This is a genomic window from Saccharopolyspora sp. NPDC050642, from assembly GCF_040654735.1.
GTDB classification, from domain to species: Bacteria; Actinomycetota; Actinomycetes; order Mycobacteriales; family Pseudonocardiaceae; genus Saccharopolyspora; species Saccharopolyspora elongata.
Map to the genome: position 1 here is coordinate 254822 of NZ_JBFAIN010000006.1, position 23313 is coordinate 278134.

The following is a 23313-nucleotide window of genomic DNA, read 5'->3' on the forward strand; positions in this document are numbered from 1 at the left end:
CGCCACCACCTCAACTTTGACCGAGCCGCTCTAGCGCCCACAGGAACGCGTCCGGGCCGATCTGCGATCCGCCGCTGAACGGGTTCTGCAGCTGGAAGATCGCGAACAGCAGCAGCGCCAGCGCACCGGCCAATGTGGACACGAGCACGATGTGCGGGAACAACCTGGTGCCCCCGAAGAGGTTCGGCAGCAGCACGCACACCACGCTGCCCAGGATCAGCACGAGCCACACCACCGCGACCACGCCGCGGTCGAACGCCCTGGTGACCCGCTCGTGCCGCTCCTCGTAGACCTGGCCGAGCTGCGTGATCGCCTCGGTCTTGCGGTCCTCCTCGAACTCGCCGTCGGCCGGCGCCTGCATCACCGCCGCGCGCAGCCGGTCGAGCTCCGCCCAGCCCGGCCCGAGCACCTGCCCGCCCTGCTGCATGACGGGCCACTCCTCGCCGACGACCGTCTGCAGGTACCGCAAGCTGAGCTCGCGCGCCTCGTCCCCGGTCGGCGCGGGCAGCGAATCCACCGCCCAGGAAACCGAAACCAGGGCCTGCGCCTCGCGGTAGGCACCCTCCCGCGCGTCGGCCACGGTGTCGAACAGCGTCACCAGCACGAAGGCGAGCACCACCGCCTGCAGTCCGCTGACGATGGTGAAGACCTGTCCGGCCGCGTCGTTGTTGCTGGGGCGCCCCTCGTCCTGGCCGAGCCTGCGCACCAGGTAGCCGATCACCGCGGCGGCCACGGACGCGCTGAGCACCCAGATCAGCCCGCTGAGGTAGATGCTCATTCCGCACCTCCGGCGGCGGACCCGCCGCGCACCACGACCTTCCTGGGTTCCGGCACCAGCAGGTCGCCGACGTTGCACCCGAGCACCGAGCAGATGATCTCCAGGTCGTCCAGCTTCAGGCTGGCCGGGGTCTTGGACCACAGCCCGGACATCTTGCCGGCGGAGATGACCAGCCCGTGCTCGGCCAGCTGCCGCTGCAGCTCGGTGGCCTTCCAGATGCCCCGCTGCGCCGCGACGAGCCGCAGGTTCCACTTCACGACGACATCTCCCCCCGACCTGCTCCGATCGACTGGACGCCGCACTCGCACACGATCCGCCGCCTCCCAAACTCGAGCCTGGACGCCGGTAACGCCCGGCCGACGAATTTTCAGAATTCCCGAAGAAGAACCGCCGAAGATCTCTGTTTCGACGTGGCCCGAACAGTACTACCGCACCACCGGAAAACAGATAACCCGATTCGTGGAATCCGGGATCACAGGATTCATCGCCCACCCGGAGCAATCACCCGGGGGAATATTCCGAATACCGCGCTCGCGATTGGTGCACACGAGTCACGGAGCCGCCGAATACCGGAACGAATGGCGCGGATGATCACTCTGCGTTCCACGCAAGCGGCGATTCAGGTGATATCCACAGTGCGACATTTGCGCCGGATCTGGCCGACACACGAAGCACGTTCGGGTGACTGTACGGTCGAGATCACTGGTGCTAACGTCGCCGTCGGCAACGAGAAACGATGCCGCAGAACCGGCGAGGATTCCCATCGGGACTTTTCCATTCGAACATCTCACAATTCCCTGAACAATCACGGTTCAGCATTTCCTGCTCACCTCTTTACGAACAGAGATGATTGGTGGTATTGGCGTGACTGTGACGGAACCGCTCAACACCGACGACGGCGATGCGCCGCAGTTGAGCCTGAGCACGGCGGCGGCCCGGAACCTGGCCACCACGACCAAGTCCGTCCCGCAGATGCAAGGCATCACCTCGCGCTGGCTGCTGCGGATGCTGCCGTGGGTGCAGGCCGCCGGCGGCGCGTACCGCGTCAACCGCCGCCTCAGCTACACCCTCGGCGACGGCCGGGTCACCTTCACCAACACCGGCGCCGAGGTCCGGGTCATCCCGCAGGAACTGCGCGAACTCCCGCTGCTGCGGGGATTCGACGACGACGCCGTGCTCGGCGCGCTCGCGGATCGCTTCGTGCAGCGGGAGATCGAGCCGGGCCAGGTGATCGCCACCGCAGGCCAAGCCGCCGACCAGGTCGTGCTCATCGCCCACGGCAAGGTCAACAAGATCGGCACCGGCGAATACGGCGACGACACCGTGCTCGGCGTGCTCGCCGACGGCGAGTACTTCGGCGCGCACGTCCTGGCCGGCGACTCGACCACCTGGCAGTCGACCTACAAGGCGGTCACCCCCTGCACCGTGCTTTTCCTGCGCCAGCAGGTGTTCCGGGACATGAACGGCAGCTCCGAGGCGCTGCGCGAGCACATCCGCAACGCGCTGTCCGCCCCGAAGGGCGCGCACAACGTCCACGGCGAGGCCGACATCGAGATCGCCTCGGGGCACTCGGGCGAGCCGACGCTGTCCGGGACCTATGTGGACTACGAGCTCGCGCCACGCGAGTACGAACTCAGCGTCGCGCAAACGGTTCTGCGGGTGCACAGCCGCGTCGCGGACCTCTTCAACCAGCCGATGAACCAGACCGAGCAGCAGCTGCGGCTGACCATCGAGGCCCTGCGCGAGCGGCAGGAGGAGGAGCTGATCAACAACCGCGAGTTCGGCCTCCTGCACAACGCCGACCTCCGCCAGCGCATCCACACCCGCACCGGCCCGCCCACCCCCGACGACCTCGACGAGCTCCTGACGCTCGTGTGGAAGGACCCCGGGTTCTTCCTCGCGCACCCGCGGGCCATCGCGGCCTTCGGCCGCGAGTGCAGCAAGCGCGGCATCTACCCGCAGAGCATCGACCTGGGCGGCCACCAGGTGCCGGCGTGGCGCGGCGTGCCGATCCTGCCGTGCAACAAGCTGCACGTCGGCGACACCCGCACCAGCTCCATCCTGCTGATGCGCACCGGCGAGGAGAACCAGGGCGTCATCGGCCTGCACCAGACCGGCATCCCGGACGAGTACCGGCCCGGCCTGTCGGTGCGCTTCATGGGCGTCAACGAGCAGGCCGTCATCTCCTACCTGGTCAGCGCCTACTACTCGGCGGCGATCCTGGTGCCGGACGCGATCGGAGTGCTCGAACACGTCGAACTCGGCAGGGAGAGCTGAGCGACGCACAGCCCCCGGAGCGGGTGGCCGCGACCCGCCCGCTCCGGGCCCGCCAAGGACCTTTCCGCCGAGCAGCGCAAGGAGAAGTGACATCGTGACCGTGACAGAGCCGGACCTCGGCGTCGAGCAGGCCGCGCAGAGCCTCGGCACCGCGGCGGCGCGGAACCTGGCCACCACGACCAAGTCCGTCCCGCAGATGCAGGGCACCACCTCGCGGTGGCTGGTGCGGATGCTGCCGTGGGTGGACATCTCGGCGGGCTCCTACCGGGTCAACCGCCGGCTGACCTACGCCGTCGGGGACGGGCGGATCACCTTCACCAACACCGGCTCGAACGTGCGGGTCATCCCGCAGGAACTCGGCGAACTGCCGCTGCTGCGCGGTTTCGACGACGATTCCGTGCTCGGTGCGCTGGCCGACCGGTTCGTGCAGCAGGAGTTCGAGCCGGGCCAGGTGATCGCCACCGCCGGGCAGGCCGCCGACCAGGTCGTGCTCATCGCCCACGGCAAGGTCAACAAGATCGGCACCGGCGAATACGGCGACGACACCGTGCTGGACGTGCTCGCCGACGGCGAGTTCTTCGGCGCGCACGTGCTGGCCGAGGGCCAGGCCGCGTGGCACCACACGTACAAGGCGGTCACCCCGTGCATCGCCCTGACGCTGAACACCCAGTCCCTGCAGGAGGTGAACAACCAGTTCGACCGGCTGCGGGCGCACATCGCAGCCATCCGCGACAACCCGGCGCCGGCGCAGAACAAGCACGGCGAGGCGGACATCGAGCTCTCCTCCGGCCACTCCGGTGAGCAGACCCTCGCCGGGACCTATGTGGACTACGAGCTCGCGCCGCGCGAGTACGAACTCAACGTCGCGCAGGCGATCCTCCGCGTGCACAGCCGCGTCGCGGACCTCTACAACCAGCCGATGAACCAGACCGAGCAGCAGCTGCGGCTGACCATCGAGGCCCTGCGGGAACGGCAGGAGCACGAGCTGATCAACAACCGCGACTTCGGCCTGCTGCACAACGCCGACCTGCGCCAGCGCATCCACACCCGCACCGGCCCACCCACCCCCGACGACCTAGACGAACTGCTCTCCCGCCGCCGCAAGACCCGGTTCTTCCTGGCCCACCCGCGGACCATCGCGGCCTTCGGCCGGGAGTGCAGCCGCCGCGGCATCTACCCGGCGACCACCGAGGCGGAGGGCCGCCAGGTGCACGCCTGGCGGGGTGTGCCGATCCTGCCCAGCGACAAGATCCCGATCAGCGATCGCGGCACCAGCTCGATCCTGGCGCTGCGCACCGGCGAGGACGACCACGGCGTCATCGGCCTCCAGCAGACCGGCATCCCCGACCAGTACCGGCCCGGGCTCAACGTCCGGTTCATGGGCATCAGCGAGCAGGCGATCATCTCCTACCTGGTCAGCGCCTACTTCTCCGCCGCGGTCCTGGTCCCCGACGCCCTCGGCGTGCTCGAGAACGTCGAAATCGCCCGCTGACACCGCGTTCGGACGCGGCGAACCACCTCGTGACCGGTGCTCGAAACGAGTCCGGAACACCTCACCGTGCTCTTGGACCGCAGTTTCAATTGAAACTGCGGTCTCCCCCCACACTCCGCCACGCAAAGCGAGCCTGGAATTACCGCTTTTTGTCGAAGGGAAGTCGGATGGCCACGATTCAGCAGGACGCCAACCGGGCGGGTACGGCTTATGAAGCGCTCACGCGCAGCCGCACGATGGTCGAGCCCGCCCTGCGGGCCGCGGTCGACCGGTTGCCCACTCGCATGCAGCAGATATCCGGCTACCACCTAGGTTGGCTGGACGAGCGCGGCAACCCGGTCCGCGCCGACCGGGGCAAGGCGCTGCGGCCCACGATGGTGCTGCTCTCGGCCGCCGCCGTCGGCGGTGATCCCGCGGCTGCGGTGCCCGCGGCCGTCGCGGTGGAGCTGGTGCACAACTTCTCGCTGCTGCACGACGACGTGATGGACGGCGACGTCACGAGGCGGCATCGTCCGACGGCGTGGACCGTGTTCGGCAGCGGCCCGGCCATCCTCGCCGGCGACGCCCTGCTGTCGCTGGCCGCCGACGTGCTGGGCGCGTGCCGGCATCCCGAGACCGCCGCCGCGGTGCGGACGTTGAGCACCGCCGTGCTGAACCTGATCAACGGCCAGACCGCGGACCTCGCCTTCGAGGACCGGCGCAACGTGGAACTGGCCGAGTGCCAGCGGATGGCCCGGGACAAGACCGGGGCGCTGCTGGGCTGCGCCTGCGCGCTGGGCGCGATGTTCGGCGGCGGCTCGGCCGAGCAGATCGCCCGGATGCGCAGCTACGGCGAGCGGCTGGGACTGGCGTTCCAGCACGTCGACGACCTGCTCGGCATCTGGGGCGACCCGGCCATCACCGGCAAACCGGTGTTCTCCGATCTGCGCACCCGCAAGAAGACCCTGCCGGTGGTCTCCGCGCTGACCTCCGGCACGCCGGCCGGGCAGCGGCTGGCCGCTATCTACCTCCGCGACCAACCGCTGTCCGGCAGTGACCTGGCCCAGGCCGCGGAGCTGATCGCGCTGGCAGGCGGCCGCACCTGGAGCCAGCACCAGGCCGACGACCTGCTCGCCTCGGCCCTCAGCGACCTCCGCCGCTGCGACCCGGCGCCGCGCGCGGCCGAAGAACTCGACGCCCTCGCCCACCTGGTAACCCGCCGCGACCACTAGAGAGTGTGCCCAATGCGATTTGCGTAGCGGTGCGGGTAGCGGAACCTCAGGGGCCGCCTCACTCCGGGATCCCCGACTTATGTATGTCCAATACACGGCGCCGGGGCTGTCCTCGCGAGGCGACCCCTGAGAACCCGCGGCGGCGCAAGCTGAGTCCCGCACCGCAAGCGGCTACCGCCGCTTCAAAACAGACACTGACGCCCGGTGCCGAACCGGCCGCGGGGCGCGCGGCGGTCCGGCACCGGGGTTCAGCCGACCGACATTGGAGTGCAGTCATGCCGAGTCAACAGCGCACGGTGCTGCTCGCGGCGCCGCGCTCGTTCTGCGCCGGAGTCGACCGCGCCATCGAGATCGTGGAACAGGCGCTCGCGCTCCGCGGCGGCCCGATCTACGTCCGCAAGCAGATCGTGCACAACACGCACGTGGTCGCCGACCTGGAGGACCGCGGCGCGGTGTTCGTCGACGAGCTCGACGCGGTGCCCGACGGCGCCACCGTGGTCTTCTCCGCGCACGGCGTTTCCCCTGCCGTGCGGTCGGAAGCGGACCGGCGCGGCCTGGCGGTCATCGACGCGACCTGCCCGCTGGTGGCGAAGGTGCACGCCGAGGCGCGGCGGTTCGCCGGACGCGGCGACACCCTCCTGCTCATCGGCCACAGTGGACACGAAGAGGTGGAGGGCACGCTCGGCGAGGCGCCCGGCCAGACGGTCCTGGTGGAGTCCGTCGAGGATGTCGCCGAGGTCGAGGTGCCGAACCCGAAGCGGGTGTCGTACCTGACGCAGACCACTCTCGCCGTCGACGAGACGGCCGGCATCGTCGACGCGCTGCGCGACCGCTTCCCGGCGCTGCGCGGCCCGTCGTCGGAGGACATCTGCTACGCCACCACCAACCGGCAGGACGCGCTGTCGGCGATCGCCGGGGAGTGCGACCTGGTGCTGGTGGTCGGCTCGGCCAACTCCTCGAACTCGCAGCGGCTGGTGGAGCTGGCGCGCCGCCAGGGCACGCCCGCCCACCTCATCGACGACGCCGGCGACATCCAGCCGGCCTGGCTGTCCGGCGTCGGCACGATCGGCCTCACCGCGGGCGCCTCGGCCCCGCCGGGCCTGGTCGAGGACGTCATCGACCACCTCGCCCCGGCCACGGTCATCGAGCACGAGGTGACCCGGGAGAAGGTCCACTTCGAACTCCCGGCGCCCCTGCGCTGAGGGGCCGTTCCAGAACGAGGATGCGGACGCGCGTGAGACGTGGCCACCTGGAAGCAGGTTGGCGATTTCGCACGAAACCGCCAACCTGTCCGGCACCGGGCGCCTTCGGGCGGAGCTTTCCCGAAGCCTTCCTGAAAGGACCCCCAAAGTCACTCCTGCCCGGTGAAGCGCCGGGTTTCCGGCGGCGCCCAGCCGGGATCGCCGGTCCGGGCGAAGCGCACCCACGCCCCGTGCATGCACTCGGCCAGCGCCTCGGACGGCTCCGCCGGGCCGAGCAGTCCGCGGGGGCCGCGCAGTGCGGGAAGGTCCAGGCGGTCGAACACGTACGGCAGTTCCACCGCGTGCGCCGCGCCGAGCGATCCGTCCACTGCGGACGATCGCCAGGCGAACTCGTAGGTGTAGGTCGGGCCCCGCCCGTGTGCCGCGTGCGCCTCGGCGAGTCGGCGGCTCCCCGCGCCGAACAGCGCGTCGCCCATGATCACCGAGCGCAGCTCGCCCTGACTCGCTCGCGGATGCCGCGCCCGGTACCGCGCCACCAGCGCGGCCGGGTCGGCGTGCACCCGGGCCGCGATGTCGTGCACGTCATCGTCGGTCGCGGTAGCCATTCTTCCTTGCGGCGCAAGGTAGAGGTTGCCCTCCTCGGTGTTCGTGCCGACGATGAGCGCGACCTCGGCACCGGCGCCGTCGGCCACTGCTTCGGCGGGCTGGCGGTCCAGCACCAGGCTGAACGCGCTGAGCCCGAGCAGCGGGTCGAACCGGGTGCTGGTCCGCAGGTCCAGGCCGCCGAGCGGCACGTCTACGAACCGTTCGTCCGGCACCCGGGCGAAGTCCGCGACGGTCGGCTCGATGCCCAGCGCGTCCGCTGCGGCGTGCGTGACCCGAGCCGCCTGCTCCCGGGAAAAAGCGCCCAGCCCGTTGCCGCTCTGCACGATGGCGCGGTGGAACAGGCCCTCCGCTTCCGGACTGGCGAGAACACCGCTCGTGATCGTCGCGCCGGCGGACTGGCCGAACAGCGTGACATTGCCCGGATCGCCGCCGAATTCGGCGATGTTGTCCCGCACCCAGCGCAACGCAGCCACGACGTCGAGCAGTCCGCGGTTGGCCGGCGCGCCGGGGATGTCGAGGAACCCCGGGATGCCCAGCCGGTAGTTGAGGGCCACCAGCACCACGCCGTCGCGGGCGAAAGCCGTTCCGTCGTGCAGAGGCGAGCGGGTGGAGCCGGTGATGAACCCGCCGCCGTGCACGAAGACCATGACCGGGCTGTTCCGGACGTCCGGCGGCGCCCACACGCTGGCGGTCAGGTAGTCCTCGCCCGGTATCCAGCCGGGCCCGAAGTAGGGCGACATGTCGAGCGCCCCGAAGCCGTCCCGGCGCGGTTGGGGCGCGGTCGGCCCGGGCAGCGTCGCGTCCCGGACGTGTCGCCACGGTTCGTGCGGCGCCGGCGCGGCGAACCGGGCGGCGCCGGTCGGCGGTGCGGCGTAGGGGATGCCGAGGAAGACGTGCGCGCTGCCGTCGGCGCGGCCGCGGACGGCGCCCCCGGTGGTGGTGACGATCGGGTCGGACACCCGTTTCTCCTGTTCTTCCGTCAGATTCGGGCGAACGGGGCCCATCCCCCGATGGCGAACCGGTCGCCCTCGCGGACGACCTCGGCGCCGCCGTGACCGCCGAGGTGCGCGGGCAGCACCAGCGCGTTCGCGTCGGCGGCCCAGCCGAGCAGCCGCCGCCGCGTGGCCCTGGCCTGGGCCGGGTCCTCGCAGAAGCAGCTGTTGGTGTCGGGTTCGACGAACTGCAGGGCGGTGTGCAGCAGATCGCCGACGAACAGCGCGCGGTCGCCGCCGGATTCGAGCGTGACCACCGACGAACCTGGGGTGTGCCCGGGCGCGAGGTCCAGCCGCAGGTTCGCGTCGATCCGGTAGCCGTCCTCCCACAGCACCGCGAGCCCGGCTTCGTGCACCGGCGCGACGCTGTCCTCGAAGACGTTCTGGTTGCCGCGGCCCAGGTTCGGCCGGTGGCCGTTGGCCGGGTTCCAGAACTCGAAGTCGGCCCGGGGCATGAGGTAGGTGGCGTTGGGGAACGTCGGCACCCAGCTGCGGCCGTCGAGGTAGGTGTTCCAGCCGACGTGGTCCACGTGCAGGTGCGTGTTGATCACCAGGTCCACGTCCTCCGGCCGCACCCCGGCCCTGGCGAGGTTGCCGAGGAAGTCGGTGTTCAGGTGGCTCCACACCGGCGAGTACGGCCGCTCCTTGTGGTTGCCGACGCCGGTGTCGACCAGGATCGTCCTGCCCTCGCTGCGCAGCAGCCACGTCTGGATGGCCGACACGCAGTCGCCGGTGCGCGGGTCGAGGAAGTCCGGGGCGAGCCAGGGAGCGTTCCAGGCTCCTTCGGGACTCTCCGGGAAGAAGGTGTCCGGCGGCATCTCGACCGGACCGAAGTACTCCACGACCCGGGTGATCGTGACATCGCCCAGCACGATTTCGCGCATGTCCCCTCCGGGGTGTTCGCTGGTGTTCCGTCCACCGTGCGACCCCGGTGCGCCGACCGGCCAGACCCGCGTTCGCCTACCCCCGGCAGGGTCAGGCTCACCGGCCGAGCGGGGCGGATACTGCGGGTATGGGTGTTCCTGGCTTGCTGGGCGAGTTCCTCCGGGCACGGCGTGCGCGCCTGCGCCCCGACGACGTCGGCCTGCCCGAGTTCCACGAGCGGCGACGCGTGGCGGGGTTGCGGCGGGAAGAACTGGCGCAGCTGGCCGGGGTGAGTGTGTCCTATTACACGCGTCTAGAGCAGGGCCAGTCGGTCAACGCCTCCGACGCGATCCTGGACGCCCTCGCCGGAGCCCTGCGGCTCGACGAGCACGAGCGCGAACACCTCCACCAGCTCGCCTCGCGACGTCCCCGACCACAGCGCCGCCCGCCGCTGGAACGGCTCGACCCCTTGACCCGCGACCTGATGCGATCGTTCGAGGCCGTGCCCGCGCTGGTCCTCGGCAGGCGGACCGACGTGCTGGCCTGGAACGCGCTGGGCCACGCACTGCTGGCCGGGCACCTCGACCGAACCGCTCCGGAACGCCCGGCGGACCGGCCGAACATGGCCCGGATGCTGTTCCTCGACCCGCACACCCGCGACCTCTACGCGGACTGGCAGCGCAAGGCGCGCGCCGTGGTCGGCAACCTCCGGCAGGTCGCGGGGCGGCATCCCGAAGACGCCCTGCTGGCCTCGCTCGTCGGCGAACTGTCCATGAAGAGCCCGGAATTCGCGGCGCTGTGGAGCGATCACCGGGTCAAACCCTGCGAAGCGGACGAGTACGAGCTGCGCCATCCGCTGGTGGGCCCGCTCGCGGTCGCGCAGCAGATCCTCGTGCCGGCCCGCTCGCCGGAGCAGTCCGTGGTCGTGGTCACGACCGCGGACGGCTCCGGTGCGGAGAACGCGATCAAGCTGCTCGCGATGCGTGCGCGGGATTAGCGCGCGTCTCAGCTCTCCGCGCCGCGGCGGCGGAAGGCGCCGATGATCGCGGCCGCCAGGGCGGCCACGACGAACGACGTGAGCGCGGCGCTCATCCACGCCGGGACGGTGAAGCCGAGCGCGTCCCGCAGACCGGTCCACAGCCGGCTCCACCAGCCGAGTTCGCCCGGGTTGATCAGCTGGAACGCCGCGAAGCCCAGGAACCAGGCCAGCAGCATGCCCCAGCGGGACGGGGCCTGCGCGGACAGGTCGTAGCTGCGGCGGCGGCCGTGCAGGAAGTAGTCCACCGCCAGCACGCCGAACATCGGCACGAACACCGAGCCGATCAGCAGCAGGAAGTTCGAGAACTCGGCGATGTCCAGGGTCAGCGCGAGCAGCGTGATCAACGCCCCGATGATCACGCACAGCACCCGGCGGTCGGCGCTGGGCCGCAGGTTCTGGATGGAGACCGCGGTCGAGTAGGTGTTGGCGAAGGACTGGTCGACCTCGCGCAGCACCAGGATGCCGAAGAAGATCACCCCGAGCGGCACGGCCAGCATCGGGTCGAACACCTTGTCCGCGTCGCCGGCCACCATCGCCAGCCCGATCAGCCCCAGCAGGTAGCAGGCGATCTGGGTGACCGAGTAGCCCACCGTCGCGGCGGTGAACGCGCCGGACACCGACTTCGAGTGCCGCGAGTAGTCCGAGGCGACCGGGATCCAGGACACCGCGACCGCCAGCGCAGCGTCCGCGCCGGGCCAGAAGCCCTGCCAGGAACCGGTGTTCATGTCCGGCAGCGGCTGCCGCAGCAGCTGGACGAAGAAGTACACCATGGCGATCGCCACCGCGATGCTGACGTAGCGGCGCAGCAGGCGCAGCGCGCCGAGCGGGCGCAGCGTGAGCACGGTGGTCAGCGCACCGGCCACCAGCACGTACAACCAGTGCGGGCCGCCGCCGAACAACGCCTCCGCGCCCTGCGCGATCACCAGGAGTTCGAAGGTTCCCCAGCCGATCAGCTGCAGGATGTTCAGCACCGTCGGCAGGTACGACAGCTTGGTGCCGAACAGGCCGCGCAGCAGCATCATCGCCGGGGCGCCGGTGCGCGCTCCCGGAACCGCCGCGAGGCCGACCATGATGCTGCCGATCACGGTGCCCACCACGCACGCGGTGACGGCGGCGGCGAACGACAGCTGCGGCACACCGGCCGGCGCGAGCACGGCCAGCGCACCGCTGAAGCCGAGCAGGCTCACCCCGAGGTTGCCCCAGAACGCGCCCTGATCGAGCACGCCGAGCGTCTTCGGCGCCGGTTCGTCCAGGGTGTGCGGAACTTCGGCACGATCGACGTCAAGCGCCATCAACAGCTCCCTACGCCGGCATTATCCGGACAGGTTCTGCGGTCGGCGGCGCGGTGGTGCCACCCTCTCAGCCCGGTACGCCCGAGCTCCCGCGTGGATTGAGTCGGCGACACCCTACCCCGATCAGGTGACCGATGCCAGCCGGGTCACCGGCGGCGGTTGCCGAACAAGCCGCGGGTGATCTCCCGCCCCAGCGCGCTCGCCGCGGAGCGGAAGAACGACCGCACCGCGGGATTGCCCATCGCCTTCTCCAGGAACCCCGACGCTTCCGACTTTTCCGGCACTTCAGGCTTTTCCAGCATCTCGGGCGCGGCGGCGATCTTCTTCGCCAGGAGTTCGTATGCGGATTCCCGATCTACGGTCTGCTCGTACTTCCCATGCCGGAGCAGGTCGGCGACCGCCAGCTCCGGTTCGCCGAAGAACTCGTCCCCGCCCCGGGCCTCCAAATTGGACAGCGCCCGCAGGATCACGCCCGCGCTCGCGGCCGAGGCCCCGCCGATGCCCTTGAGCTCGGCCTTCCCCTCGTCGCTGGTCAGGTACTGGATCACCGAGCGCAGGTCCTTGATGTCCAGCAGCGCCAGCCCGCGCTCGTCTGCCCAGTGGAAGATCAGGCCCAGCGTCGACTCCTGCGTCGCGTTCAGGCCGAGCACCTTCGCCAGCAGCAGCGGCCCGAAGCCGGTCACGGTCGCGCGGATCGGCACGCCCCGGCCGTCGGTGCCCAGCGACAGGAACTGCACGGGGAACGCCGCGGGCCGCCAGTCGTCGCCGACCTCGGCGGCGCGGGCCGCCACCTTGCCCCCGCCCTCCCCGGGAGCGGACAGGCCGGAGAGGTCGCCCTTGACGTCGGCGAGCAGCACCGGCACGCCCGCGTCGGACAGTTGTTCGGCCAGCAGCTGCAGCGTCTTCGTCTTGCCCGTGCCGGTCGCGCCCGCCACCAGGCCGTGCCGGTTCATCGTCGCCAGCGGGATCCGCACGGCGGCAGCGGCATCGACCGAGCCGTCGACGACCACCGCGCCGAGCTCGACCGCCGCGCCTTCGGTCGCGTAGCCCGAAGCGATCTCCTGTGCCGCGTTGCCCGCCACCGCGCCCTCCGCTCCTCGCCGGTTCCCGCCCGCTCGACGCTATGCCGCCGGGTACCCGCCAGGGCGACGCGCCACCCGGACGAGCGATACTGGCCAGGGTCGGTATTGACCTCGACCTTGGTGCAACTCCTAGCCTCGGGAACATCGGAACACGACGAGGAAAGAGAGAACACCATGCCCGTCCAGCTCAACCACACCATCGTCGCCACGTCCGACAAGGTCGCCCACGCGCGGTTCGTGGCCGACCTGCTCGGCCTCCCGGACCCGGAACCGTTCGGCCCGTTCATGTGCGTCCAGACGAGCAACGACGTCACGCTGGACTACCTGGAGACCGACGAGAAGATCGTCCCGCAGCACTACGCGTTCCTGGTCAGCGACGAGGAGTTCGACGAGATCTTCGGGCGGATCAAGGCGCAGGAGCTGCCGTACTGGGCCGACCCGGCGCACCAGGAGGCGGGTGAGATCAACACCCGGGACGGCGGTCGCGGCGTCTACTTCGACGACCCCGACGGCCACGCCCTGGAGATCCTCACCAAGCCCTACGGCAGCGGCCGGTAGCAGATTCCCCCTGGTCAGGCACGGAGAGCGCGTTGGGCCGCGGCAGCCGCCCAGCGCGCTCGCGCGCGCGTGCTCCAGGGGGATGGGATCTTCCGCCGAATCCGGTTAGAGTGTGGTCAGACCACCTGTCCGGGACCGTGGCGTTCCCGTCGCCGGGCGGTCGAAGGCGGAGGAAAGGAGCCACCGTGAGCGTGCCCGAACTCGATCGTCTCCGGCAACGGATCGGCGCGGAGGAGGCCCTCGTGGTGGCGTTCTCCGGCGGCGTTGACTCGGCGCTGCTGGCGGCCGTGGCGCACGAGGTGCTCGGTTCGCGGATGCTCGCGGTCACCGCCGTCTCACCCAGCCTCGCCGCCGCCGAACGTCGGCAGGCCAAGGAGTTCGCGCGCAGCCGTGGCTTCGCGCACATCGAGGTCTGCACCGACGAAGCCGACCGCCCCGAGTACGCCGCGAACGACGGAAACCGCTGCTACCACTGCAAGTCCGCGCTGTTCGACGCGCTGGAGCCGCTGGCGGCCGCCATGGGCGCCGGCATCGCGCTGGGCACCAACCTGGACGACCTCGGCGACCACCGGCCCGGCCAGCAGGCCGCCGCGCAGCGCGGCGTCATCGCGCCGATGGTGGACGCCGGGCTCAGCAAGGAAGCGGTCCGGCGGGCCAGCCGGGAACTCGGACTGTCCACTGCGGACAAGCCGGCGGCGGCGTGCCTGGCCTCGCGCGTCGCCTACGGCGACCCGGTGACGCCCGAGGTGCTCGGCCGCATCGAGGAGGCGGAGGCGGCGATCCACCGCCTCGGCTTCGAGGTGTGCCGCGTGCGGGCGCACGGCCAGGGCACGGTGGCCCGGCTGGAGGTTCCGGCGGCCGACATCGACCGGGCCGCGGCGCGGCGCGAAGAGCTGGACCGCGCGGTGCGCGAGGCCGGTTTCGAATTCTGCGCGCTGGATCTGGCCGGATTCCGAAGTGGACGGATGAACGTGCTGCTGCCGCTGCTGCCCGCCCGGACCGCGTCATGACCGGGTTCACCGATCTCGGGTACGCGCGGGTCGACACCGACCGGGAATCCCGGCAAGGCCTCCCCGAGGTCGTCTACGCGCCCGGCAAGCAGCCCGCGGAGATCGCCGGCATCGTCGCCGAACTCCTCGCCCGGGGCACCGGCCCGGTGCTGGTGACCCGCGTCGAGGCCGACGTCGCCGCGGCGATCGCGGTGCCCGGCGGCACTTACCACGAGACCGCGCGGCTGCTGGTGTGGCGGCCGGCGGCGGCCGGGGCGTTCCGGGTCTGCATCGCCACCGCGGGCACCTCGGACTGGCCGGTGGCCGCCGAAGCCGAGGCGGTGGCGGCCGCGATCGGCCTGTCCACCGAGGTGGTCCGCGACGTCGGGGTGGCCGGGATCCACCGGCTGCTGGCGGCCCGCGACGAGCTCGACCGGGCCGACGCGGTGATCGTGGTGGCGGGCATGGAGGGCGCGCTGGCCAGCGCCGTCGGCGGGCTGGTGGCCTGCCCGGTGATCGCGGTGCCGACGTCCACCGGTTACGGCGCGGCCCTGGAGGGCGTGACGGCGCTGCTGGCCATGCTGACGTCCTGCGCGGCGGGCCTGACCGTGGTCAACATCGATTCCGGGTTCGGCGCCGCGATGGCCGCGCACCGGCTGGCCCAGGTGGTGGCGAAACCGCGATGATCCTCTGGCTCAACCCCGTCACCGGCGTCTCCGGGGACATGCTGCTCGGCGCGCTGCTCGGCCTCGGCGCACCGCTGGACCGGGTGCGCGCGGCCGTGGAGTCGACCGGGCTTCCGGGCTGGCGGCTGTCCACCGAGCAGGTGCAGGTCAACGGCATCGCGGCGACGAAAGCGGTGGTGGACGTCGACGACACCAGCACCGAACGGCACGCCTCGGAGCTGATCGCGCGAGTCCGGCAGGCCCGGCCCGAACCCGTGGCGGAGCTGGCCGCCGCGGCGATCACGGCGATCGCCGAGGTGGAAGGCGCTCTGCACGGCGAGCACCCGGACGACGTGCACCTGCACGAGATCGGCGGGCTGGACACCGTGGTGGACACCGTCGGCGTGGCCGCCGCGCTGCACGCCCTGGGCATCACGGCCGTGCATTCCGCGCCGCTGGCGCTCGGCAGCGGAACGGTGCGGTGCAGCCACGGCGTGCTCCCGGCGCCCGCCCCGGCGACCCTGCGGCTGCTGCGCGGCGCGGCCGTCGTCGGCACCGACCTGCCGGGCGAGACGGTCACGCCGACCGGTGCGGCCCTGCTGCAGGCGATCGGCACCCGCTTCACCCCTCCCCCGGCCATGACTGTGCAGGACACCGCCTACGGCGCGGGCACGCGCCGGTTCCCCCAGCGCCCCAACGTGCTTTCGGCGACGCTCGGGGTGCCGCTGGGCGCCGAACCGGCCGAGCCGATGGTGGTCCTGGAGTGCAATGTGGACGATGTGACCGGCGAGGTGCTGGGGCACGTGATCAACCGCGCGCTGGAGCGCGGCGCGGCGGACGCCTGGACGACGCCGGCGACGATGAAGAAGTCCCGCCCGGCCCAGGTGCTGCACGTGCTGTGCCGCCCGGAGCTGGAATCCGGGCTGTCCGATCTGGTGCTGGCGGAAACCGGCAGTCTCGGGATCCGCCGCCACGCGGTGGACCGCCGAGCCCTGCCCCGCCGGACCACGACGGTCACGGTGCAAGGCCACCAGATCCGCATCAAGCACGGCCCCCACCACGCGAAACCGGAGCACGACGACGTCGCCGCGGCAGCAGCGGCCCTGGGCCGCCCCCTCCGAACCATCGCGGCCGAAGCCCTCGCGGCCCAGCGGCGAGACGCCTGAACGGCACCGTTCCCGCTGGTCAGGAGCCGTGCCTACTTCTTGTTGCCATAGCGACACCAAGTACACACGGGAGTTGGGCTGCTGCGCGAGGGCCCCGTCAGTGCCAAACTCCCAGGTCATGGACTGGGAGCAGGTGCGTGCGTGGGTCGCCGGGTACGAGCGGGCCTGGCGCGCCCCCGGGGTCGACGCGCTCGCTGAGATCTTCTCCCCGGATGCGAGCTATCGGCAGGCCCCGTACCTCGAACCCGTCGTCGGGCTCGCCGCCATCGGGCGGATGTGGGAGGCCGAGCGGGTCGGGCCCGATGAGGAGTTCCAGCTGACGAGCAGCCCCGTGGCGCTCGAAGGCGACACCGCCGTCGTCCGGGTCGAGGTCCGCTACGGCGGTTCCGTGCCGCAGGAGTACCGGGACCTGTGGGTCATCCGGTTCGCCCCGGACGGGACGTGCCGGGCGTTCGAGGAGTGGCCGTTCTGGCCCGACAAGGACTACCGCGCCGCGCCCGGCTGACGCGCCGATTCTTCGCCCAGCGGTCGCCGGATGGTCACCGCCGCCTCACCGCCGCAGGAAGCACGGCCATCACGATGATCACGTGCAGGACGCGATCACGGCGGGCCCGCGCGGCCCGCGGAGAACACGGACCCTCGCGGTGCTCGGCGATTCGGTCGCCGTGGGCATGGGCGACCCGGTGGCCGGCGGCTGGCGCGGATTCGCCCCGCTGCTCGCCGAGGCGCTCGGCGCCGCGGAGCTGGCGAACGTGGGGGCGAGCGGCGCGCGCATCGCGGCCGTGCACGACGCCCAGCTGCCCGCCGCGCTGCGGGCCGCGCCGGATGCCGCCGTGGTGATGGTCGGCATGAACGACACCATGCGCTCCGACTTCGACGCGGGCCGCCTGCGGCGGCAGCTGAACGACGTCGTGCGCGCGCTCGCCGCCGCGGGCGCGGTCGTCGTGACGATCCGCTACCACGACCACGGCCGGGTCTTCCGGCTCCCCGGGCCGCTGCGCAAGGCGCTGGCCAGGCGGATCGACGCACTCAACCAGATCTTGGACGCCGTCGCCGCCGAACACGCCGCCGGCGTCGTGGACCTGGACCGGCTGCCGGGCGCCTACCACCCGGCGACGTGGAGCGTGGACCGGCTGCACCCCTCCGAGCTCGGGCACCGGATGCTCGCCGCCGCCTTCGCCGACCGGTTCGCCGCGGCCGGGCTGGCCGTGCCGGGCGCGGTGTCGCTGGAGTGCTCCGGCGGCGCGCGGGTCAGCGGGCTCGACCACCTGCGGTGGCTGCTCGCCAAGGGCGTCCCGTGGCTGTTCGGCCGTGGCCACGACCTCCTCCGGTACTCCCTGAAGACCCTCCTGCGCGCCGCACTGGCACCCCGCCGCCCCATTCCGTCCATTGAGGACTCCGAACGCGACGCGAATCCAGAAAAGCCGCTCAGGAAAATCGCCGCGCCGGACTAGGATGCGTTCGACCGATCTCTGAACGGAGACGCATGTTCAGCCATCCTCTCACCGAAGACGCCGCGCTGACGCCGCTCGAGCCCTGGCAGGCCGCCGAGTTCGCCGCCCACGCCGAGCGCTACCGCGACCACCTGGCCCCGTGGATGCCGTGGACGGAGATCGTCACCGACGAAGCGTCGGCCCGGGCCTACCTGCAGAGCTACGCCGACCGGCAGGCCGCCGACGAGGGGCGCATCTACGGGATCCGGCTGCGCGGCGACCTCGTCGGCGGGATCCTGTTCCGGATCTTCGACGTGCCTTCGGGCGTCTGCGAGCTCGGCGTGTGGCTCGCGCCGGAGGCGCAGGGCCGGGGCCTGATCACGCGGGCCGCGACGCACCTGATCGGCTGGGCCATCGGCGTGCGCGGCATGAGCCGCGTCGAGTGGCGGAACGACGCGGACAACCACCGGAGCAAGGCGACGGCACAGCGCCTGGGCATGACCCTCGACGGCGTGCTGCGCGAATCCTTCCTGTACCAGGGCCGCCGCCGCGACGTCGAGGTCTGGTCCCTGCTCGCCTCCGACTGGCGCTCCCGGTCGTAGCTCCCGCGCCCCGTCACCGGTAGCGGTCGACGGATTGGCGCATGCCGTGATCCGGATCGGCGTCGTAGGTGCCGTCCGGGTTCCGCGGCCCGAACGACTGCGGGACGTACAGCGAAGCGCACGAGGGGTTCTCGTCGGCGAGGCGCCGGAACTCCGACCAGGCCCGGTCGTACCCGGCGATGTGCGCGCGGATGGCCGCCGTGTCGTAGCTGCCGGTCCGGTCGCCGGCGAAGCCGCGCAGCATCGCGCCCCAGCCGTGGCGCATCACCCGGTGCAGCAGCAGCCCGTACCTGCTCGAAACCCGCAGGTACTCACGAGTTTCCGGATCCGGGGGCCGGATCTGGGCGGCCAGCTCGTCGATGCGGGCCCAGATCGCCACCGCGGCCGCCTTCTCCGCCAAGGCCGCGTCGACCAGCCCGGCGTCGAGCACGCGCTGGAAGTCCGCGGTGAGGTCCTTGTCCGAGCCGCCCAGGAACTGGTCCCGCAGCCACGTCGTCCGGCCCAGCTCGAACACGGTGCTGTAGTGCCCGCGCAGCACTCCGGCGGCCGAAGCCAGCGCGAGCCACCGGAAACGACCTCTGTCCACTGCGGACAGACCTAGCCGTCGCCCGTATTCGTCGAAGATCGAACGCTCGGCGCGCCCGGTGTCGCGCGCCCACCGGCTCACCACCGCGAAGTTGAGGTCGCACCAGAGCTCGTGCTCGATGTACGGCCCGCGCCAGCCGCCGCCGCGCGACCACGTCCAGATCCCGCGCAGGTTCGGGTGGTCCCGGATGTCGGCGAGCCCGTTGGGCCCGGTCGCGCCGGCGTTCTCCTCGAACCCGTTGAGCACGCCGTCGCCGATGTAGTTCGGATGCGCGCCCTTGCCCTCGTACTCCCGCTGGCACTGCACCTCCACGACCTGCGGGTGCCTGCCGATGGCGAGCGTCGGGTTGAACGCCCTCGTGCGCCAGTAGTCGCCCTGGGTGTGCTTGACGGAGAAGATCAGGTTCGGGTGCGGCGCGACGCGGTCGGTGACGCTCAGGTAGTACGCCGGATCGGTGTGGAAGCCGTCGAACGACCACGTGCGGTAGAACAGCAGCTTGCCGCGCTTGGCGCAGACCTCCTCGCGGAGGATGTCGAGCAGCAGCAGGTGGCTCTCGGCGCCGCGGGTGATCGGGTTGTTGCCGGTGTGGTGCGGCGTGTTCGACAGGTACGTCTCGCCGGTCCGCACCACCAGCCCGTCCAGACCCGGGAACCGGTCGAAGACCTCGGCCAGCATGATCCGGTGGATCTGCCCGGTCAGCGGGCGGTCCAGGGAGATCCGCCCGTCTCCGTCGAGGATCTCCCCGGCGTGGAGCTCCACCAGGCGCTTCGGCAGCACGATGATGTCGGTGAAGTACAGCGCCCGCAGGCCCGCGCGGTGGATCTGCCGGATGCGCTCGTCGATGGTCGCGGCGTTCCACTCGACCCACGCCCTGGCGTCCGAGCCCGGCGGGAAGATCCGCTCGTCGAAACCGTCGAAGGTGACGGCGGTGTGCGGCGGCCGGAACTCGTTGACCACCTGCGCGTTGTGACCGTGCGAGGCCAACGTTCGCGGGTCGTTGTAGGCGCTGCGCGTCGGTGGTTCGCCCGGGTTCGAGTGGACCATGTCCATGAGCCAGTCCAGGCGCCGCGAGTCGCGCGCTTGCGCCATGCCGCCGGGCAACGCCGCGCCTGCCGCCACGAGCCCGCCGGCGAGCAGCGCGCCACGCCTGGTCAGCGGCATCATCGCTCCGGGTGGAGCTGAGCGGCCGGGATGATCTGCTGCGGCGTGTTCGGGCTGGTCCACAGCAGCTTCGCGACGCCTTCGTCGGTCTCCTTCTTCATCTCCATCCGGATCGCGTACCGGCGACCGGCTTCGAACGGGACGGCCGCGTCGTCCACCGCCGGGCCGTGCTCCGACCAGTTGTCGATCACCAGCCGGTCGTCGATCCACAGCCGGACGGCGTTGGACGAGACCGTGCGCAGCGTGTACGTCTCGGTGAAGCGCGGTTCGAGCGTGCCGGTCCAGCGGGCCGAGTAGCCTGCGGGCAGGATCGCGGGATCCGGTGAACCGGTGTACTTCCAGTCGTAGTTCACACCCGGGTCGACGCGGGTCACGTCCGGTTCGCCCGGCGAGTCGCGGTGCGCCCAGAAGCGCGCGGTCAGCCCGGTCCCGTCACCTTCGGGCGCCGGGCTCGGCGTCGCGACGTCCAGTTCGACGACGGTGGCGAGGTCGTTCGCCGGCCCGCCGGAGGGGCGGATCGTCACCGCGTCGCCGGTGCGCTCGACGTCGACCCGCTGGTCGCTGCCCAGCACCCGGGCGGCCGTGACGTCGAACGCGGATTTCGCTTGCAGCGTCAGCGAACCCCCGCTGCCGGGCCAGTCGTACACCGACGCGTAGAGCTTCCCGTCGCGGCGGCTCACCGTCCCCCAGCCCGGCTGCTCGACGATGCCCGGCGCGCCCGCCGACAGCACCGCGGTGCCTTGGCCGTCGCGGCGCAGCCACTCGCCCATGTCGCGCAGGCGGCTCACCGATTCCGCCGGTACCCGGCCGCGCGCGTCGGGGCCGACGTTGAGCAGGTAGTTGCCGGCCCGGCCCGCGGTGGTGGTGAGGTTGCGGACCAGGTCGGCCGAGGACTTCCAGTCGTGGTCCCACTTCGCGTAGCCCCAGTGCCCGTTGATCGTCATGCAGGTCTCCCACAGCTGCCCGGCGACGGGCTCGCTCGGGATCTCCTGCTCGGGCGTTCCGGTGTCGCCGTCGGTGACCCGCCGCTTGCCGACCCGGTTGTTGACGATCAGCTCCGGGTCCAGGCCGCGCACGAAGGACTCCAGGCGCTCGCCGTCCTGCGCGGTCCACGGGTTGGGCGGGTTGTCGGTGCTCCACTCGCCGTCGAACCACAGCAGGGCCGGGTCGTAGCCCGAGACGAGTTCTCGCAGCTGTTCGCGCATCCGCTCCTGGTAGCGGTCGAAGGTGTCGGGGTTCGAGGCGTCCGGGTCGTGCCAGTCCCAGATCGAGTAGTAGAAGCCCAGCCGGATGCCGTACTTGTCGGTCGCCCGCTTGAGCTCGGCGAGGATGTCGCGGCTGGAGTCGAACGACGAGTGGTCCCGCAGGTTCCACCGGTTGACCTTCGTCGGCCACATGGCGTAGCCCTCGTGGTGCTTGGCCGTGATGACCAGGTAGCGCTGCCCGGCCTCGGCGGCGGTGCGGGCGATCGCGTCGGCGTCGAACCCGGCCGGGTCGAACCCGGCGACCAGGCCCTCGTACTCCTCCCGCGGGATCGCGCATTCGCGCTGGATCCACTCCGCGTTCCGGCACACGCTGCCGTCGGGCCGCCGGTACTCGCCCTCCAGCTGCGAGTAGCCGCCGAAGTGGATGAACATCCCGAACCGGCTGTCGCGCCACCACTGCGTCCGCTCCGACGTGAAGGGATCGTCGATCGCGTAGTTCGTGCCCGGATCCGCCGGAGCCGGTTCGGCGTTTCCCGGCACGGCCGACCCGGCGAGCAGGACCGCGGCGAGCAGGCCGATCGCGGCCGTTCTGGCGGAACGCGCGGAAGTTCCCGGCATGAAGCCCTCCCCGTCGAGGCGATCCGGTGATCCGCGAGCAGTGAAACAAACGCCCGAACACGCGGACAAGACGCCCATCGGGCGACGCGATCGACTCGGAGAGCGGAAAACCCCGCCAGGTTCGGCAATTCCGCGCAGCGCCGCTGCTGCGCACGGCGCAGCCGTTCACGGACATGAACAGCAAAAGTCCATTGTGGATCAGCAAAGGCGTTCGCACAGCTCAGGTCTCGTGAGCACTTCGGAGCGCTATAGAGACTGGCCTTTTGTTGCTCTACCGTTATGCAGCGGTTTTGCTGGTCTGCCGTCTGAGCGAGCCTGTCGGCGGGCTGGTGGTCTCCACCTACAAGGGAGGGGCTGTGTCCTCTTCCCGCCGACTTGGCGCAGCCCGATCAGACAGTGTCAAGGGGCACCCTACGGCTGGCGGGGTCTGCCCCTTGACGCTGTCTGATAGCCCTTGTGGAGGTCGGCGGGAAGAGGACAAGCCGCGAGCGAACCGCAGCTGTTCCACCCCACGCTTCCCGGAGACCTGCCGGGGGCCTGGGGGGGGCGGCGAGCGCCCCAGATGCCTTTGCAGGTGACCATGCCCCTGCATGCGACCCAAACTGTACGATCACTTTCCGTCGACGTAGCGCACGATCGGGGGCATGGCAGTGGTCACATGGTGGCAAGTCGGGAGTTCCCTACTTGTCGGGTTGATAACTGCCTGTGGGGCCTACATTGGTGTTCGACATACGGTTCGTGGAAATGATCGTGCTACGGAGCAACGAGAACTTGCTGCCCGCCGTGAAGAGTGGTGGCGGCGGTTCACACTAGCCGCCGAATACGCGTTGGATGAGTCCCCTCGTAAGCGTGCCGCTGGACTGGCCATGCTGACGAAGCTTGCCCGCTCTGAGCTTGCACAGGAGGATGATTACCAGCTTCTGGATGTGTTCCAAGCTCGGGTACTGGACGGCCTGCTGCACGATCTAAGTAGGCGTGAAGAGGAGGCGAGCTAGGCCGTGGACCCTCTGCAGAACATGACAGATGAGCACATAGCCGCAGCACAGCTTCGCATCGTTCTTGACAAGAAGTTGGGACGCACTACACCTGAGATCGTTCGTCGAATCGCAGCGCTACCGTTCGGGACGAGTTCTGGCGACGAACCCAAAGAGAGCACACCGCAACGCCTTAGCGTGGTAGAGGCTAAGCTAGCCTCGCTTGATGTCGTCTATGTGGACGAAAATTTCACGTCGGGGGTTTATTTCCAGGGTCAGGGTGAGCTGGCGGAAGCTCGAGACTTGTGGCGCAAGATCGCTGACTCGCGACGCACGACACTTGGCCCCGACCACCCAGACACTTTGCAGGCGTTGAGCAATCTGGCAGCAGTACTCCAGGGTCAAGGTGAGCTGGCGGAAGCTCGGGACTTGTGGCGCAAGATCGCTGACTCGCGACGCACGACACTTGGCCCCGACCACCCAGACACTTTGCAGGCGTTGAGCAATCTGGCAGCAGTACT

General features: G+C 70.6%; 21 protein-coding genes and 1 riboswitch. Of the genes, 13 read left to right on the forward strand and 8 right to left on the reverse strand.

Going from position 1 to position 23313, the window contains the following annotated elements:
* Positions 1–10: 10 nt before the first annotated feature.
* Both AB0H93_RS13145 and AB0H93_RS13150 read right to left on the reverse strand, forming a co-directional pair.
* Positions 11–778: a hypothetical protein gene (locus AB0H93_RS13145; RefSeq protein ID WP_358571813.1), complete on the reverse strand. Its 768-nt coding sequence runs from the start codon at positions 776–778 to the stop codon at positions 11–13.
* Positions 775–1035 (reverse strand): helix-turn-helix transcriptional regulator, encoded by a 261-nt coding sequence (locus AB0H93_RS13150; RefSeq protein WP_132495597.1) that lies wholly within the window; start codon positions 1033–1035, stop codon positions 775–777. Before AB0H93_RS13150 ends, AB0H93_RS13145 begins: the two co-directional genes overlap by 4 nt.
* A 589-nt stretch (positions 1036–1624) precedes the next feature.
* On the opposite strand from AB0H93_RS13150, the gene AB0H93_RS13155 reads away from it, so the two are divergent.
* The 4 genes from AB0H93_RS13155 to ispH all read left to right on the forward strand — a co-directional run bounded on the left by AB0H93_RS13155 (position 1625) and on the right by ispH (position 6960).
* Positions 1625–3055, forward strand: a complete 1431-nt coding sequence (locus tag AB0H93_RS13155; protein ID WP_358571815.1) for a family 2B encapsulin nanocompartment shell protein — start codon at positions 1625–1627, stop codon at positions 3053–3055.
* Between the two features lie 94 nt (positions 3056–3149).
* Positions 3150–4547, forward strand: a complete 1398-nt coding sequence (locus AB0H93_RS13160) for a family 2B encapsulin nanocompartment shell protein (protein WP_358571817.1) — start codon at positions 3150–3152, stop codon at positions 4545–4547.
* 167 nt (positions 4548–4714) lie between these two features.
* Positions 4715–5758, forward strand: coding sequence for a family 2 encapsulin nanocompartment cargo protein polyprenyl transferase (locus AB0H93_RS13165; RefSeq protein WP_358571819.1), 1044 nt, complete (start codon positions 4715–4717; stop codon positions 5756–5758).
* Positions 5759–6033: 275 nt separating this feature from the next.
* On the forward strand, positions 6034–6960 hold the full coding sequence (gene ispH, locus AB0H93_RS13170) for a 4-hydroxy-3-methylbut-2-enyl diphosphate reductase (RefSeq protein ID WP_358571821.1): 927 nt from the start codon (positions 6034–6036) through the stop codon (positions 6958–6960).
* 149 nt (positions 6961–7109) lie between these two features.
* Here the strand turns inward: ispH and AB0H93_RS13175 are convergent, their stop codons facing one another.
* Both AB0H93_RS13175 and AB0H93_RS13180 read right to left on the reverse strand, forming a co-directional pair.
* Entirely contained in the window at positions 7110–8525 is a 1416-nt protein-coding gene (locus AB0H93_RS13175) for a carboxylesterase family protein (RefSeq protein WP_358571823.1), read from the reverse strand.
* A gap of 20 nt (positions 8526–8545) precedes the next feature.
* The gene (locus AB0H93_RS13180) at positions 8546–9442 is read right to left on the reverse strand and encodes an MBL fold metallo-hydrolase (protein ID WP_358571825.1); all 897 of its coding nucleotides are present in this window, start codon (positions 9440–9442) and stop codon (positions 8546–8548) included.
* A 128-nt stretch (positions 9443–9570) separates the two neighbouring features.
* On the opposite strand from AB0H93_RS13180, the gene AB0H93_RS13185 reads away from it, so the two are divergent.
* Positions 9571–10419: a helix-turn-helix transcriptional regulator gene (locus AB0H93_RS13185; RefSeq protein WP_358571827.1), complete on the forward strand. Its 849-nt coding sequence runs from the start codon at positions 9571–9573 to the stop codon at positions 10417–10419.
* Between the two features lie 8 nt (positions 10420–10427).
* Here the strand turns inward: AB0H93_RS13185 and AB0H93_RS13190 are convergent, their stop codons facing one another.
* Together AB0H93_RS13190 and AB0H93_RS13195 are read right to left on the reverse strand one after the other, a co-directional pair.
* Complete coding sequence (locus AB0H93_RS13190; protein ID WP_358571828.1) at positions 10428–11753, reverse strand: cytosine permease; 1326 nt, start codon at positions 11751–11753, stop codon at positions 10428–10430.
* Positions 11744–11856: riboswitch (TPP riboswitch) on the reverse strand. It overlaps the preceding gene by 10 nt.
* A 43-nt stretch (positions 11857–11899) precedes the next feature.
* Positions 11900–12835 carry a helicase HerA-like domain-containing protein gene (locus AB0H93_RS13195; protein WP_358571830.1) on the reverse strand — a complete coding sequence of 312 codons (936 nt, stop codon included), beginning with the start codon at positions 12833–12835 and terminating at the stop codon, positions 11900–11902.
* A gap of 174 nt (positions 12836–13009) precedes the next feature.
* On the opposite strand from AB0H93_RS13195, the gene AB0H93_RS13200 reads away from it, so the two are divergent.
* From AB0H93_RS13200 to AB0H93_RS13230, 7 genes are all read left to right on the forward strand, one after another.
* Positions 13010–13393, forward strand: a complete 384-nt coding sequence (locus AB0H93_RS13200; RefSeq protein WP_358571832.1) for a VOC family protein — start codon at positions 13010–13012, stop codon at positions 13391–13393.
* A gap of 185 nt (positions 13394–13578) precedes the next feature.
* The gene (larE, locus tag AB0H93_RS13205; protein ID WP_358571834.1) at positions 13579–14403 is read left to right on the forward strand and encodes an ATP-dependent sacrificial sulfur transferase LarE; all 825 of its coding nucleotides are present in this window, start codon (positions 13579–13581) and stop codon (positions 14401–14403) included.
* Positions 14400–15068, forward strand: a complete 669-nt coding sequence (larB, locus tag AB0H93_RS13210; RefSeq protein WP_358571837.1) for a nickel pincer cofactor biosynthesis protein LarB — start codon at positions 14400–14402, stop codon at positions 15066–15068. Before larE ends, larB begins: the two co-directional genes overlap by 4 nt.
* Positions 15065–16213 (forward strand): nickel pincer cofactor biosynthesis protein LarC, encoded by a 1149-nt coding sequence (gene larC / locus AB0H93_RS13215; RefSeq protein WP_358571839.1) that lies wholly within the window; start codon positions 15065–15067, stop codon positions 16211–16213. The genes larB and larC overlap by 4 nt, the downstream gene beginning before the upstream one ends.
* A 118-nt stretch (positions 16214–16331) precedes the next feature.
* On the forward strand, positions 16332–16718 hold the full coding sequence (locus AB0H93_RS13220) for a nuclear transport factor 2 family protein (RefSeq protein ID WP_358571841.1): 387 nt from the start codon (positions 16332–16334) through the stop codon (positions 16716–16718).
* An 82-nt stretch (positions 16719–16800) separates the two neighbouring features.
* Positions 16801–17667: a GDSL-type esterase/lipase family protein gene (locus AB0H93_RS13225; protein WP_358571843.1), complete on the forward strand. Its 867-nt coding sequence runs from the start codon at positions 16801–16803 to the stop codon at positions 17665–17667.
* Between the two features lie 32 nt (positions 17668–17699).
* The gene (locus AB0H93_RS13230) at positions 17700–18248 is read left to right on the forward strand and encodes a GNAT family protein (RefSeq protein WP_358571845.1); all 549 of its coding nucleotides are present in this window, start codon (positions 17700–17702) and stop codon (positions 18246–18248) included.
* 13 nt (positions 18249–18261) lie between these two features.
* On the opposite strand, the gene AB0H93_RS13235 is transcribed toward AB0H93_RS13230, so the two are convergent.
* Together AB0H93_RS13235 and AB0H93_RS13240 are read right to left on the reverse strand one after the other, a co-directional pair.
* The gene (locus AB0H93_RS13235) at positions 18262–19995 is read right to left on the reverse strand and encodes a hypothetical protein (RefSeq protein ID WP_358571847.1); all 1734 of its coding nucleotides are present in this window, start codon (positions 19993–19995) and stop codon (positions 18262–18264) included.
* Complete coding sequence (locus AB0H93_RS13240; protein ID WP_358571849.1) at positions 19995–21818, reverse strand: alpha-L-fucosidase; 1824 nt, start codon at positions 21816–21818, stop codon at positions 19995–19997. The genes AB0H93_RS13235 and AB0H93_RS13240 overlap by 1 nt, the downstream gene beginning before the upstream one ends.
* Before the next feature lie 998 nt (positions 21819–22816).
* Here AB0H93_RS13240 and AB0H93_RS13245 point away from each other — a divergent pair.
* Positions 22817–23313, forward strand: a 497-nt coding sequence (locus AB0H93_RS13245; protein ID WP_358571851.1) for a tetratricopeptide repeat protein, incomplete at its 3' end; no start/stop codon positions are given.